Origin of the sequence: Mesorhizobium sp. M0800, from assembly GCF_040320095.1 — a bacterium.
In the GTDB taxonomy this organism is placed as follows: domain Bacteria; phylum Pseudomonadota; class Alphaproteobacteria; order Rhizobiales; family Rhizobiaceae; genus Mesorhizobium.
The window spans coordinates 12,594-26,576 of sequence record NZ_JAMYOZ010000016.1 but is presented as its reverse complement, the minus strand read 5'-3'; the positions used below and the strand labels follow the sequence as shown (position 1 = coordinate 26,576).

Below are 13,983 nucleotides of genomic sequence, written 5' to 3'. Positions count from 1 at the left end.
ATGGGCCTCGAGCTTCCGATCCTGTGGCTCAGCATATTGATGTTCGGGGGTCTGGGCGTACTTTTGCTGCTCGGATTACCGATGGCCTTTTGCACCGGCAGCCTTGCCGTGCTTTTCCTCTTTCTGTTCGGCAATTCGGCCATGCTGAACATGCTGCCGTCTCGGGTCTTCCCGTTCATGACGGATTATCAGCTCTCGGCGGTGCCGCTTTTCATCTTCATGGCCGCGATTCTCGAGAAGGCGGGCATCATCGAGGAGCTGTTCGATGTCGTCTACAAATGGCTGGGCGGACTCAAAGGCGGGCTCGCATCGGCCACGGTGATCTCCTGCACACTGCTGGCCGCGATGGTCGGTGTCGTCGGGGCGACGGAAGTGACGATGGGCATGATCGCGCTCCCGGCCATGCTGCGCCGCAACTACGACGCCAAGCTCGCCTGCGGCTCGCTTCTTGCTGGCGGGACCCTAGGCATTCTCATACCCCCTTCCGTCATGGCGATCGTCTATGCCGTCGTGGCGCAGCAGTCGCTGGGCGAGCTTTTGATCGGGTCGGTATTTCCCGGGCTGCTGCTGTCCGGGATGTATGTCGCCTACGTGACGGCGCGCTGTTACATCGACCCCAAACTCGGCCCGGCGTTGCCGCCGAACGAGCGCATTGACTTCGCCCAAAAACTCAAGCTTTTGCGCCGGACGTTCATGCCGATACTGCTGATCCTGCTTGTGCTCGGGGTCATCTTCATGGGCATTGCCACGCCGGTCGAAGCCGCCGGCATCGGTACGTTCGGGGCTTTCATCGTCTGCGCCGCACATCGGCGCCTGACCTGGGACACGATCCGGGAGGCCTGTATCGCGACGCTCAAGGCCACGGCGATGGTCATGTGGATATTCTTCGGCGCCACCATGTTCGTCGGTTTCTTCATCCTGAAAGGTGGGCAGAACTTCGTAGCCGAATCGATACTCGGAACAGGCTTGGCGCCTTACGGCGTTCTTGTTCTGATGATGATCATTCTGTTCGTCCTGGGCATGTTTCTGGACTGGGTGGGCATTCTCCTTCTCACCGTACCGATATTTCTGCCCATCCTAAAGCCACTCGAATTCGGCGGCACGTTTGGGCTAGCCGGTGTGGCTCCTGAAGACGTGCCACTGTGGTATGGTGTCATTTTCATGGTCAACATGCAGATGGCGTTCCTTAGCCCGCCTTTCGGCTATTCGCTGTTCTATCTGAAGAGCGTTGCGCCGCCGGAGATCTCGATGGCGACGATCTTTCGATCCGCAGTCCCCTTCTTGTGCCTGCAGGCGATCGGAGTGGGACTATGCATCGTGTTCCCCTCAATCGTCGTCTGGCTCCCGAAGGTCATGTACGGAGGCAATTGACCACATTTGCGGCTTGCCGACACCGAGGATCAGTCGAATTTGATAGCTTTTCGCTTGAACGGCGTCACCTTTTTGCCTTCCTTTGCGCGTCGTCATGAGATCGCTTCTTGAAACAATCCTGGCTGCGAGTGCGGGTTTATCGCACTCGACCAGTCTTGGTTATCTCGCCTACGCCGCCCCGGGAATGCCGCCCCATCTGTCCTTGCCGAGATGGCCAAGGAACCCGCCGCCGATCAGATCGTTTCGCGATAGATCAATCGGACGAGGAGAGACATGCTCGAAATTCTGCATGCTCACAATCGCGGGACACCGAACACGGGCCGGCTCTGCCAGTTCGGGGCTTGGCGCGATGCTGCGTGACGATGCTGCGTGACGTCGATTATGTCCTGCAAAAACTCGACTGGATGCGCGCCGAAGGCATCTGGCCCAACGGCTTGCGATATCTGTGGACCGATGCATTCGGGGTCGTGCTCTACGTCTCGCTTTATGCGGAAACTGGCGAAGAGCGCTGGCTGGGCGAAGCCGAGCGGCTGGTGGCCGATGTCGAGCGTGTGCTCGGCCGCCGGCGCGGACTGAGGATCGGCGAAGCGGCCGATCGCGACGGCCAGTATTTCCACTATCTGGCGATGTGGCTGTTCGCCCTGGCGCGTCTCGGCGATCTGAAGCCGGAATACCGCAAGCGCGGCATTACGCTGGCGCGGGACATTCACCCGGCGTTTGTGGTCCCCGGCCGCGGCGTGATCTGGAAGATGCAGGAGGATTTGAGCGGTCCTTACCCCGGCTACGGCCTCGGCAGCATGGATGCCTATGACGGCTACGTCTCTTACCGAATGCTCGACGACGAGGAACTGGCGCCCGAGATCGCGCAGATGCGTGACCTGATGGAGCGCGATTGGCGCAGCCTCGACATCGACCAGGACCTCGGCCTCGGCATGATGCTGTGGCTCGCCCATTTCTTTCCCGACGAGCCGTGGGCCGAGGCCCAGACGAGGCGTTCGCTGCGAACCCTGGAAACGATGTGGGTCGACCCGCCCGGTTATTTCAGCCGCGCGCCATGGCTGCGCGATACCAAGTTCGCCTTCACCAATTACGGCGTTTCGCTCGGCCTGCAGGCCGCCGGTATCTGGCCGGGGCGTGTCGATAGGCTGAACGCCTTCTTCGAGGACTGGCGCTCCGGCGACGAATACGACCGCGAGGCGATCACCTGGGTGATGGCCTGCACCTCGCACCTTCCCGGTGCTTTTCTGACCCGGGGGTGGCGAGACAATGATTGAAAGCGACCAAGCTCGGGAACGTTCCTCCGCCGGCGCGGTTGTCGATGGAAGTGGTGCATGGAGACGCAAGGGACGCGGTTGAAATGGCCATTCTCTTGGGAAAACCGGGAAGCTGTTGGGTGGCGGCAGCCACCTCCACGAACTATCCCCAGCTCGAAGGCTCGATCCGTGCGGACGCCGTTGTCGTGGGTGCTGGAATTGTCGGGCTGACGACGGCGCTTCGGCTTTGCGAGGCGGGCCGGTCGGTGGTCGTCCTCGAAGGCCTGCGCACGGGCGGCCAGGTAACCGGCCGCTCGACGGCCAAAATCACCACGCAGCACGCGCTGATCTATCGTCATCTCATCGACAGCCTAGGCCTGGACCTGGCGCAGACCTATGCCGATGCGAATTCCGCCGGCGCCCGACAAATCCGCGACTGGGTTAACAACTACGCCATTGCCTGCGATCTCGAGAGCAAGGACGCCTATAGCTACACCTGCGATGAAAGCCGGCGCGCGGAGGTCGCGGCCGAGGCGGAGGCCGCGCGCCATGTCGGGCTGGAGGCCGATCTCCTCGACCGCGCGCCGCTGCCTTTCGAAACGGCCGCGGCATTACGGTTCCCCGACCAGGCGCAGTTCAACCCGGCGATGTATCTGGTTGGCCTGGCGGAAGCGGTGACGGCCCGTGGCGGTCGGATCTTCGAAAACAGCCGCGCCACCTCGATCGACGAGGCAAGCCGCTGGCGCGTCGTCACCGATGGCGGCGCCGTTGATGCCTGGCAAGTCGTCGTCGCCACCAACATGACGGTGAAGAGCCCCGTCGGCATGGCGAACCGGACGCAACCGCGCTGCCACACCGCCATGGCCTTTCGGATCGATGATCCCCTCCCTGTCGACGGCATGTTCATCGGCATCGACGACCCGACGCATTCCATCCGGTCGGGCCGTGATGCCGAAGGTACACTGCTGGTCACGCTCGGCCCCAAGTTCAACACCGGCTGGGACGGCGACGTGGCGAGGCGGTTTGTCGAACTGGAAAAATGGGCAAGAAAGAACCTTCCGGTCGGCGACGTCGCGTGGCGCTGGTGCAATGAGGATTATGATACGGCCGACAGGATTCCATATGCCGGCGAGCCCGATCCCGCCAAGGCCGCCGGCTTCCACATTGCCACGGGTTTCAACGCCTGGGGCATCACCAACGGGACGGCCGTAGGCACGATGATCGCCGACCTGATCTGTGGCCGCCCGAGCCCTTGGCAAAAACTCTACGATCCGGCGCGGCCCTATCCCGAGGACTTCCACAAGAACGGCCGCAGTCAATCGATCGTCTCGAGCACCCACGACATTGCGCCTGGCATGGGTGGCGTGATCGTCAGGGGAGACGAAAAGATTGCGGCGTGGAGAGACACCGAAGGCGCACTCCAGGCGGTTTCGGCGATTTGCACCCACAAGGGCTGCACCGTAACCTGGAACAATGCGGACCACACCTGGGATTGTCCCTGCCACGGCTCGATCTTCGCCGCCGACGGTTCGGTCATCCACGGCCCTGCCCGAAAACCGCTTGCCCAGATTACATTGTGAAGGCGGCGACCGACACGGCCCGCGTCACGCCGGCCGTTCGTAGGTTCCGACCAACTCCGTCTCCTCCAATGCGTGTTTCTGGGCTTGCTTCCAGACCTGATGCACGCCCGCCTGTCCTGGTACGCTGAGGCTCGGCACATCGAGCGCGGCCAGCAGGAAGTGGTAATGGTGGACGCCGTGCCCTGCAGGCGGCTGCGGACCATCGTAATAGGCATTGCCGAAATCGTTGGTGCCTTGCCTGAGTGCCGACGGGCCGGGCTTGCCGTCTTCGGCCTCGGCGAGTCCGCCGGCATCCGGCGGGATGTTGAACACCGCCCAGTGCCCGAAAATCCCGCTTGGTGCATCGGGATCCCGCACGACAAGAACAAGGCTCTTGGTACCATCCGGGACACCGGACCACTTCAGCGGCGGCGAGACGTTCTGGCCGTCACGCGCATATTTTTCGGGAAGTCTTCCGCCTGCCCGGAACGCCGGGCTGATAAGGGTGAGTGGCATTGCTATTTCCCCAAGGAGGTTGCGACCGAGAAGCCCGCGCCTGCGCCGTTCACGCCGCTTGCTGAGCTTCGGCGACGCGTCTTATCTCGCCTGGCAGGGATTCCCAGACCTTGTGCATCTGTCCTTCTCCGACGTGATGGGCGAGCACCTTGGACACGACCCTGAATGCATCCTTGGAATCGACCGGACGGGTAAATTCCAGCTCCGCCTTGATCTTGGCCAGAAACTCGTCGAGCGACCGCAGCTTCTCGGGAGCTTTGGAAGGCTGATATTGGTCATAGAAGGCGCCGCGCACCAGGATCGGCAGCTGCGAGCCGAGGTGGGCTGCAAGATCCGGCTGCATACGGTCGCGCAGGGCGTGCAGCACCGCTCCGAGAACGTGCCAGGCGACCTGCCGATCCGGTCCAATCTCGTCCATGATCTCGTCGAGCCAGGTGTTCGTGGTCTGCAGTGTCTTGTCGAATACGTCGAGTCCGGTGGCGTTCATCGAAATCCTCCTTCCAAATCCGACTAGGTGATGTGACCAAACAGCCGTACCTGCCCGTTGTTCCCCGATGCGCATGTCCTGATGCGCATTTATTGTCGGAGGTCCCGTCATGAGGGAATTCGGGCCGGCTTTTTGCCGCTGTTTTCGACCACCTTTCTTGGCCGGCACCCGGAACATCCTCATGGGTGGACGAGTTTTGTTTGCCGTCGCCGATCACATGGTGACGAGTGATGCAGACACAAAAAACAGGAGAAGAACCATGGCACATCACGATTTGGCGCCCCGGACGCCATCGCGCAGCCTCTACCCATCCGCGCGCGACCCGCTTACGTCATTCCACCGGCAGATCGACCGCCTGTTCGACGACTTCTTCGCGCCGATGGCCGAAGCGACTACGGCCGGCGATCTTTGGCCGAGCGTCGACGTACATGAAACAGACCAGCCTATAAGGTCACCGCCGAATTGCCGGGACTCGAGCAGAAGGACGTTGAGCTCAAGCTGCGCGAAAACACCCTCTTTATTACGGGCGAGAAGCGTTCGGAGCACAAGGAAGGCGACGGCGGCCGCACCTACAGCGAACGCAGCTATGGCCGGTTTCAGCGGACCATCCCCCTGGAAGCGGAGATCGATGCCGACAAGGTGCAGGCCACTTTCAGGAACGGCGTTTTGGCTGTCGAGCTTCCGAAGAACCCCGCTGCAAAGGACAAGACACGCCGCATAGAAGTGAAAGCGCGATAGTTGCCAAACTGAAGGCTGCCTGAGCAGGCGGCGTTCAGCCCAGATGGAGAAGAACGGCGAGCACGGCGGCAACCGCCCAGGCGAGCGTCTAGCGCCGGGGATCGTCCGTTGCCTCGGAAACGCCTTCGAGAGCGATTTTGGCGGCTTCCTCATCGGTCCGCCCGAGGTCGGCCAGGGCAATGACGCCGACGAGGCGCTTGTCGTGATTGATCACCGGAAGACGACGCACCTGATGCTTGGCCATGATCTTCGCCGCATCGGTGATATCGGCGTCATCGAAGCACCAATAGACATGCTCGGACATGACCTCGCGAACGGTCGTGTTGCCGGCTGAGCGCTCCTCGGCGACGCCGCGCATCACGATGTCGCGGTCTGTCACCATGCCGACCAGCCTGTCATTCTCGCCGACCGGAAGGGCGCCGAGATTGTCGGCCCGCATTTTCCGGGCGGCATCCCTGATTGTCGTGTTCGGGCCAACCAGTTCGGTCCGACGGCTCATGATCTCCTGAACTTGCATGGGATATTCCTTTCCCTGATTGCTGAGGCAACAAGTCGCCAGACGGGCCTGTTGCCACGCATCGCTAGATTGCCAGCTGGCCGGACGAGGCATGTACGGATCACTATCTTCCGATCTTCCCGATCCGCGCTGAGCCGCGTGCCGGTGCCGGCACCTCGCGATCGAAACTATTCTTGGAACGTCCAGGCAGCGAGCGAGTTCCAAAATGGTACCGGTGCCGCAGCCATCCCACGGAATGTGGCCGCAGGCTGGTGAAAAAACATCCACCGGGAAACAGATGCACGCGGATTGAAGGTCATGGCTATCATCTTTTCAGATCGCCGCGAGGCCGGGCGGCAACTCGCCGGGGAACTCGTTCGCTTTGCCGGCCGCGACGATGTGATCGTATTGGCGCTGCCCCGAGGCGGCGTGCCGGTCGGCTACGAGGTCGCGCAGGCACTCAAGGCACCGCTCGACGTCTTCGTCGTGCGCAAGCTCGGCGTCCCCGGTCACGAGGAACTGGCCATGGGGGCGATCGCGCCCTCAGGTGTACGTGTCCTGAACGACGAAATCGTCAACGGTCTCGCGATCCCGCCACATGTCATCGACGCGGTCGCTGCAAAGGAGGAAAAAGAGCTTCTGCGCCGCGAGCACCTCTATAGGGACGGGCGACCCCCACCGCAGTTGAATGGACGAACCATTATCCTCGTGGATGACGGGCTTGCGACCGGATCGACCATGCGGGCCGGGATCAAGGCGCTGCGAAAAAACCACGCCGCCCATATTGTCGCGGCCGTTCCCGTCGGTAGCCCCGACACTTGCGACGCGATGCGGGCGGACGCCGACGAGGTCGTTTGCGCCACGACACCAGAGCCATTGCTGGGTGTCGGGCGCTGGTACGTGGATTTCTCGCAGACGAGCGATGAAGAGGTCCGCGCGCTCCTCGCCAGGTCCGTGCCCAAGCCTGCGGCTTCCCACAAGCCTGCCGCTTCCGAAGAGGAATTGGCTGGGCGCGCGAGCGCGGGTCCGGCGCCTGGCACCAGATCGACATAGCGGAGGTGGATATGGACCGGGATAGCGAGCACGTCGTGCATGTTCCCGCGGGGCTTGTCGCGCTTGAGGGCAATCTTTCGTTGCCCCCGGATGCTCGCGGCCTTGTGCTCTTCGCCCACGGCAGCGGAAGCAGCCGCCACAGCCCGCGCAACCGCCACGTGGCCAAAAGGCTGAACGAGGCGAACCTCGCCACCTTCCTCATCGACCTGTTGACGGCCGAAGAGGAGCGGATCGACCAGGTCACGGCCGAGTTGCGCTTCAATATCGGACTGCTCGCCGACCGGCTGGTCGGCGTCACGGATTGGCTCGGCGCCTCGCCGGACACGTCGGGGTTGCGTCTTGGCTATTTCGGCGCGAGCACGGGCGCCGGTGCCGCCCTGGTGGCGGCGGCCGAGCGGCCCGACCAGGCCGCGGCCGTAGTTTCGCGTGGTGGCCGGCCCGATCTTGCAGCGCACGCCCTGCCGCGCGTCCGGGCGCCGACCTTGCTCGTCGTCGGAGGCGCGGACACGCAAGTGATCGCACTCAACCGCTCGGCGCTGGCGGCGCTCCGCAGCGAGAAGGAGCTCGCCATCGTCCCTGGCGCGACACATCTGTTCGAGGAGCCTGGCGCCCTGGACGAAGTCGCGGGTCTGGCGAGCCGATGGTTTTTGCGCCATCTGGTTTCGGACAGATCGGCGTCAACGTCCTGACGGCTGGGGCTTGGATCACCAGTGCCGGGATCATTTGCGTCCTCAACGCGTTATGATCCTCATAAGACCGCGCGCAGCTGCAACCCGAATGGCTGTCGCAACCCGTATGTGGGAGAAAGACAATGCCGGACAAGAAAACCATCGAGAAGGCCCGAAAGGACAAGCGCGAGGGCAAATCGCCGAGCACACAGGCCGGCGAGTTCGTGCACGAGGAGATCGATAAAATCCGCCGCGGCGAGCACGGCGCGCGCTCGACCCAGCAGGCCATCGCCATCGGGCTTTCCGAGGCGAGACGCGCAGGCGTAGACCTGCCCCCGCCCAAAAAGGGCAAGGCGAAGGAGAGCACGCGCAAAAGCGCCGAATACGCCTATGAGGCCGGCCAGGGTGAACGCACGCCGAAACGCCGCCCGCGGGTCTCGAAAGCCGTCTCCAAGGTGCTCGAGCACGAGCCGAAGAGCACGGCGTCGCACGAGGCGCTGGCGCAGCAGGCCAAGCGTGCGGCCTCGCGCCGCACGGCTGAGGAGCGCTCGGCCGCCGCCAAGAAGGCCGCCGAGACGAAAGGCGCCAGCGGAAGGAAGGCGGCGGCGCAGAAGGCCGCCAGAACGCGCGCACACCACGCATAGTTCAAAGACGGCAGTTCGCCTCCTGGAAATCCGATATGGCCCAAACGACCGGTATCGAGCTCTGTCCCGGCAGCGCGGGACAACGCCGCTACCCAAGGCGAACCAGAGCCTGCATCTGCGGGACAACATCGACTTCGAAATCACCGCTGACGACACGGTGGCGCTGACGAGCAATACTCGTCGCTCGCGATGCTGCCTGACGCGTGACACCGACCGGAGGTACTCGGCGGCAAGGGCAGCGGGAGACCGGTCAGGAAAGCGCAGCCTGTTTCTTGAGCATGATGCGTATCGCCCATAACGCGGAGAACTCTGATCATGACCTCAGCTGCCAGCACGACAATGCCGCGAGCCACCACTCAGACGAGACATATCGCTTTGCTCGGCGCGCCCTCTAATCTTGGGCTGATGCCGCAGGAGGGTGAGCCGGAGCCCGGCGTGTGGAAGGCGCCGGAGGCACTTCAATCGCTTGGTCTCGCCGACCGTTTGGGCGCCAGTCCGTTGCGCTCGGTTCGGGCTCCGCTTTATCGGCCTGAGGTGGATCCTGCGACGGGCGTGCGCAATGCCCAGGCCCTGCGCCAGTATTCCAAGACGCTTGCCGAAGCGGTCGACGAGGAGCTGAACTCGGGAGGGTTCCTGCTCATGCTCGGCGGCGATTGCAGTGTGTTGCTTGGCCCTGCGCTCGCGCTACGGCGTCGTGGCCGCTACGGCCTTATCTTCTTCGATGGGCACACCGATTTCAAATTGCCGGATACCTCGCCGTCAAAGGGAGCCGCGGGCATGGATTTGGCCTTCGTGACCGGCCATGGCCCGACGCTCCTGACCGATTTCGGCGAGCACACTCCTTTGGTCCGTGAGGCCGACGTAGTCGCGTTTGGCTATCGCGATGTGCAGGACCCCGCGACTTACACGTCCAAGGCCATCTTCGACACCGATGTTCACCGGATGGATTTGGCTGCAGTGCGGCGGCGCGGCTTCGCCGATGCGGCACGCATAGCGCTTGACGCGGTCGCGGGGCAGGACGTCGAGGGTGTATTCGTTCACTTCGATGTCGACGTGCTGGACAGCGAGATCATGTCGGCTGTCGATTCGCCGGAGGCCGGCGGTGTCTTGCCCGACGAAGCTGTCGAAGCCCTTCGCACATGGTGCAACGATCCACGCGTGATTGGGATGGAGGTGACGATCTATGATCCCGACCGCGATCCGGATCGTCGCTGCGGCAAGCTGCTGATCGACATTCTGGTCGCTTCCCTTCGCGGCCGATAGACCAATGGGAGTCCTGCACTTGTGCACGAACGCAATCCGCCGGCACGAATGGCCGTCGGTCTGACGGATCGCCGCGCGCACCCATTCTGTGGTGCTACCTCATCGGGAACCGTTCTCAACGAACATGGTTCCAAGTGTGCGACCGAAGCATTCGGCTTCTTCTACCCGGCTATCGCCAAGGAGATTCGCCATGACCGGCAAAACCCGTCCCACCGTCCTGATCACAGGCAGCAGCGGGTTTCTGGGCCAAGCCATCGCTCGCGGCTTGATGGAGCGCTACGACATCATCGGCCTTGATGTTGCCAGACGATCCTTGCCCGGCGTCGAGACGATCGAGATCGACCTTACCTTGGACGCGAGCGTGGCGAAGGCACTGGCCGAGGTGCGCGAGCGGAGTGGCGGCCGCGTTGCCTCGGTGATCCATCTCGCGGCTTATTACGATACGACCGGCGAGGATAATCCGAAATACGGCGCGGTGACCGTCGAGGGAACGCGCCGGCTGCTGAACGCGCTGAGGGGGTTCGAGACGGAGCAGTTCGTGTTTTCGAGCACGTTGCTGGTGCATGCGCCGAGCCCGGCGAAGGGCGCCAGGATCGACGAGCGATCGCCGATCGATCCGGCCTGGGCCTATCCGAGATCGAAGGCCGAGACCGAGACGCTGATCCTGAAGGAGCACGGCGACATCAAGGTTGCGATCCTGCGACTGGCGGGTGTCTATGACGAGGATTGTCACGCGGCCTTCATCGCCCAGCAGATCGCCCGCATTTTCGAGCGCATGCCGACCGCCTATCTTTTCACCGGCGACATCACCACCGGCCAGCCCTACCTGCATCTGGACGATCTCGTCGACGCCGTGGTGCGCACCGTCGACCGGCGTAGCGCGCTTCCCAACGAGACCGTACTGCTGATCGGCGAAGAAGAGACGCCGTCCTACGACGACATGCAGAAGCAGATCGGGCAGCTCCTGCACGGCGAGACCTGGCGGACCCTGTCCCTGCCAAAAGAGGTGACGAAGCTCGGCGCCTGGATGCAGGAGAAGGTTTTCGACCAGGAGACCGACATCAAGCCATGGATGATCGAGAACGCCGACGATCACTACGAGATCGACATCTCCCGCGCCAGGCGCCTGCTTGGCTGGAAGCCGCGGCACAGCCTGACCGCTACCTTGCCGGAAATGATCCGGCGGCTGAAGGCGGACCCTACCGACTGGTACAGGAAGAACAAGCTTGAATCGTCGGCGGTCGCCGCTTCCGCGCCCGAGCTCGACCAAGCCGCCGAACGGCTGCAGCGTCCGCTCGAGCGCTCGGACGACGAGGTCGAGGCGGAAACCGAACGCCACCGGGCCGCAACGCTCTGGGCGCCGCTGACCAACGTTGCGATCGGGCTGTGGCTCGTGGCGTCGCCCTTCACGCTCGGCCTGTTCGATCCCGCTTCAGCACCGATTCCGCCGGCGCTCGGACATGAGATCGCCTCGCCGGAGACGCGCGACGGCAGGCTCGGCATCAGTGAGATTGTATCCGGCCTCGCCATCCTGTCGCTGGCGCTTGTCGGCATGCGCCGGCGCTGGCACGGGCTGCAATGGATCACCGCCTCGATCGGGGTTTGGGTGATGTTCGCGCCGCTGCTGTTCTGGACCACCAGCGCCGGAGCCTACGCGACCGACACGTTGGCCGGCATGCTGATCGTCGCGTTCGCGGTGATGATCCCGCCGACGCCGGGTATCAGCCGGCGTGCCCTTGCCGCCGATGACGACCGCCCGCTCGGCTGGAGCTATTCGCCCTCCCTCTTCACCCAGCGCATTCCCATAATCGGCCTCGCCTTTGTCGGCCTGTTCGTCTCGCGTTATCTCGCCGCCTATCAGCTTGGCCATATCGATGGCCTTTGGGAACCGTTCTTCGGCCCGGGCGAAACGCCGGCCGGCAATGGCAGCGAGGCGGTGGTCACCTCATGGGTCTCCAAGGGCTTTCCGATCGCCGATGCCGGGCTGGGCGCCTTCGCCTATGCGCTGGATATCCTCGCCGGCGCGATCGGGGACCGCCGCCGCTGGCGCACCATGCCATGGATGGTGCTGCTGTTCGGCTTGCTGGTCATCCCGCTCGGCGTGGTCAGCGTCGGCTTCATCATCATCCAGCCGCCGCTCATCGGGGCGCTGTGCACGCTCTGCATCGTCCAGGCTGCCGTCACGGTCGTGCTCATCCCCTATTCGGTCGACGAGGTGCTGGCGAGCTGCCAGTATCTTTGGCGTGCGAAACAGGCGGGAGAGCCGTTCTGGCGCACATTCTGGTGCGGCGGCCCGGCGCTTTCGGAGGACCAGACGCCGACGCCGGATCTCGACCGGCCGCTATCGGCAGTGGCGCGGGACTTCATCACCGGCGGTGTGAACTTCCCGTGGACCCTTGTCGCCAGCACGCTCGCCGGCGCCCTGCTGATGATCACGCCGCTCAGCTTCGGCACAAGCCCGCCGCTCTACTTCAGCGACCATGTCATCGGCTGCCTGGTCATCATGGTAGCCGTTACCGCGATGGCCGAGGTGGCGCGCGCCGTCCGCTTTCTGAACATCGCGCTTGGAGCCTGGATTGCCCTCTCTCCGTTCATCCTCGTCGGCGGTGCGGCCGCGAGCCTCGCCAATCTGGCGATCGGAGCCCTGCTGGTCGGGCTCAGCCTGCCGCGCGGCACGCGCAGCGCTGCGCATTATGGCGGCTGGGACCGGGCCATCGTCTGAGGATGTTCAGCAGCGCTGGACGATCGGCCAGGTGACTGCAAAGATTGATCCGCATCAACCTGTCGAACTTATCGAGCGGGAAGTCGGCGAAAGGCGCAAAGGCGGCCGTACCCTTCCAACTTGAATTTTCCGCGTATCTGGGTTTCATAAGTCGGCAAATAACTTAGGGAGGAATTTCAACATGATAAAAAGGGCAATTCTCGGCGCCGGCATCCTCGCCGCCGGTATGTGGGCCGCGTCGTCATCGGCGTCCGCCGAAAGCCTGACCATGTATTGCGGCGTTGACGAGGTCTGGTGCCAGCAGACGGCGCGGGCGTTCGAGGAGAAGACCGGCATCACCGTCAATATGACCCGCAAGAGCGCTGGCGAAATCTATGCGCAATTGCGCGCCGAGGCCGCCAACCCAAAGGCAGACATCTGGTGGGGCGGCACCGGCGATCCGCATCTGCAGGCAGCCGAGGAGGGCCTGACAGTGGAATACAAATCGCCGCTGCTCAACCAGTTGCAGCCCTGGGCGATCAAGCAGGCGGAAACGTCCGGCTACCGCACGGTCGGCATCTATTCGGGTGCGCTGGGCTTCGGCTACAACAAGGATTTGCTGGCCGAGAACAATCTGCCCGAACCGAAATGCTGGGCCGATCTGATCAAGCCCGAATACAAGGGGCACATCCAGGTCGCCAACCCCAATTCCTCGGGGACCGCATACAATATGCTGGCAACCATCGTTCAGCTGTTTGGTGAGGACAAGGGTTTCGAATACATGAAAGCCCTGCACAAGAACGTCAACCAGTACACCAAGTCGGGTTCGGCGCCGATCAAGGCCGCCGGTCTCGGCGAGACCACCATCGGCATCGTCTTCATCCACGACGCCGTGTCGCAGGTCGTGGCTGGTTTCCCGATCGTTCCGGTCACCCCTTGCGAGGGAACCGGCTACGAGATCGGCTCGGAATCGATCATCAAGGGGGCGCGGAACCTGGAGGCTGCGAAAAAATTCTACGACTGGGCGCTCGAGGCCGACGTCCAGTCCATGGCGCAAAAGGCGGGGTCGTTCCAGGTTCCGTCGAACAAGGCGGCAAAAACCTCCGACAAGGCGCCCGACCTCTCGACCATCAAGCTGATCGACTACGACTTCAAGAAGTACGGCTCGAGCGAAGAGCGCAAGCGCCTGCTGAAAAAATGGGACGAGGAGGTCGCATCGCTGCCGCAATAGCAG

The 13,983-nt window shown here is 63.1% G+C and carries 13 protein-coding genes; 10 read left to right on the top strand and 3 right to left on the bottom strand.

The genetic code is table 11. The features are described from left to right. The 3 genes from NKI18_RS19125 to NKI18_RS19115 all read left to right on the top strand — a co-directional run bounded on the left by NKI18_RS19125 (position 1) and on the right by NKI18_RS19115 (position 4,204). Positions 1-1,371, top strand: a complete 1,371-nt coding sequence (locus tag NKI18_RS19125) for a TRAP transporter large permease (protein WP_352618831.1) — start codon at positions 1-3, stop codon at positions 1,369-1,371. 362 nt (positions 1,372-1,733) lie between these two features. Beyond that, on the top strand, positions 1,734-2,645 hold the full coding sequence (locus NKI18_RS19120) for a hypothetical protein (RefSeq protein WP_352618951.1): 912 nt from the start codon (positions 1,734-1,736) through the stop codon (positions 2,643-2,645). Positions 2,646-2,728: 83 nt separating this feature from the next. Then, positions 2,729-4,204: an FAD-dependent oxidoreductase gene (locus tag NKI18_RS19115; protein WP_352618829.1), complete on the top strand. Its 1,476-nt coding sequence runs from the start codon at positions 2,729-2,731 to the stop codon at positions 4,202-4,204. A gap of 24 nt (positions 4,205-4,228) precedes the next feature. Here NKI18_RS19115 and NKI18_RS19110 read toward each other — a convergent pair whose 3' ends face one another. Next, positions 4,229-4,699: a YbhB/YbcL family Raf kinase inhibitor-like protein gene (locus NKI18_RS19110; protein WP_023677865.1), complete on the bottom strand. Its 471-nt coding sequence runs from the start codon at positions 4,697-4,699 to the stop codon at positions 4,229-4,231. 49 nt (positions 4,700-4,748) lie between these two features. After that, on the bottom strand, positions 4,749-5,186 hold the full coding sequence (locus tag NKI18_RS19105) for a DUF2267 domain-containing protein (RefSeq protein ID WP_352618827.1): 438 nt from the start codon (positions 5,184-5,186) through the stop codon (positions 4,749-4,751). Positions 5,187-5,648: 462 nt separating this feature from the next. Between NKI18_RS19105 and NKI18_RS19100 the strand changes: the two genes are divergently transcribed. Further along, positions 5,649-5,924 carry an Hsp20/alpha crystallin family protein gene (locus tag NKI18_RS19100; RefSeq protein ID WP_352618825.1) on the top strand — a complete coding sequence of 92 codons (276 nt, stop codon included), beginning with the start codon at positions 5,649-5,651 and terminating at the stop codon, positions 5,922-5,924. 88 nt (positions 5,925-6,012) lie between these two features. Here NKI18_RS19100 and NKI18_RS19095 read toward each other — a convergent pair whose 3' ends face one another. Further along, positions 6,013-6,441 carry a CBS domain-containing protein gene (locus tag NKI18_RS19095; protein WP_023677862.1) on the bottom strand — a complete coding sequence of 143 codons (429 nt, stop codon included), beginning with the start codon at positions 6,439-6,441 and terminating at the stop codon, positions 6,013-6,015. A 297-nt stretch (positions 6,442-6,738) separates the two neighbouring features. Here NKI18_RS19095 and NKI18_RS19090 point away from each other — a divergent pair, with 297 nt between their 5' ends. The 6 genes from NKI18_RS19090 to NKI18_RS19065 all read left to right on the top strand — a co-directional run bounded on the left by NKI18_RS19090 (position 6,739) and on the right by NKI18_RS19065 (position 13,980). Beyond that, positions 6,739-7,473, top strand: a complete 735-nt coding sequence (locus tag NKI18_RS19090; RefSeq protein ID WP_023677861.1) for a phosphoribosyltransferase — start codon at positions 6,739-6,741, stop codon at positions 7,471-7,473. An 11-nt stretch (positions 7,474-7,484) separates the two neighbouring features. Next, positions 7,485-8,162, top strand: coding sequence for a dienelactone hydrolase family protein (locus tag NKI18_RS19085; RefSeq protein ID WP_352618822.1), 678 nt, complete (start codon positions 7,485-7,487; stop codon positions 8,160-8,162). A gap of 122 nt (positions 8,163-8,284) precedes the next feature. After that, positions 8,285-8,785 (top strand): DUF6496 domain-containing protein, encoded by a 501-nt coding sequence (locus NKI18_RS19080; protein ID WP_352618820.1) that lies wholly within the window; start codon positions 8,285-8,287, stop codon positions 8,783-8,785. A 375-nt stretch (positions 8,786-9,160) separates the two neighbouring features. Beyond that, positions 9,161-10,048 (top strand): arginase family protein, encoded by an 888-nt coding sequence (locus tag NKI18_RS19075; protein ID WP_352618818.1) that lies wholly within the window; start codon positions 9,161-9,163, stop codon positions 10,046-10,048. 190 nt (positions 10,049-10,238) lie between these two features. Next, entirely contained in the window at positions 10,239-12,770 is a 2,532-nt protein-coding gene (locus NKI18_RS19070) for an NAD-dependent epimerase/dehydratase family protein (RefSeq protein ID WP_353020258.1), read from the top strand. 181 nt (positions 12,771-12,951) lie between these two features. Further along, positions 12,952-13,980 carry an ABC transporter substrate-binding protein gene (locus NKI18_RS19065; protein WP_352618814.1) on the top strand — a complete coding sequence of 343 codons (1,029 nt, stop codon included), beginning with the start codon at positions 12,952-12,954 and terminating at the stop codon, positions 13,978-13,980. The last annotated feature ends 3 nt before the right edge of the window (positions 13,981-13,983 follow it).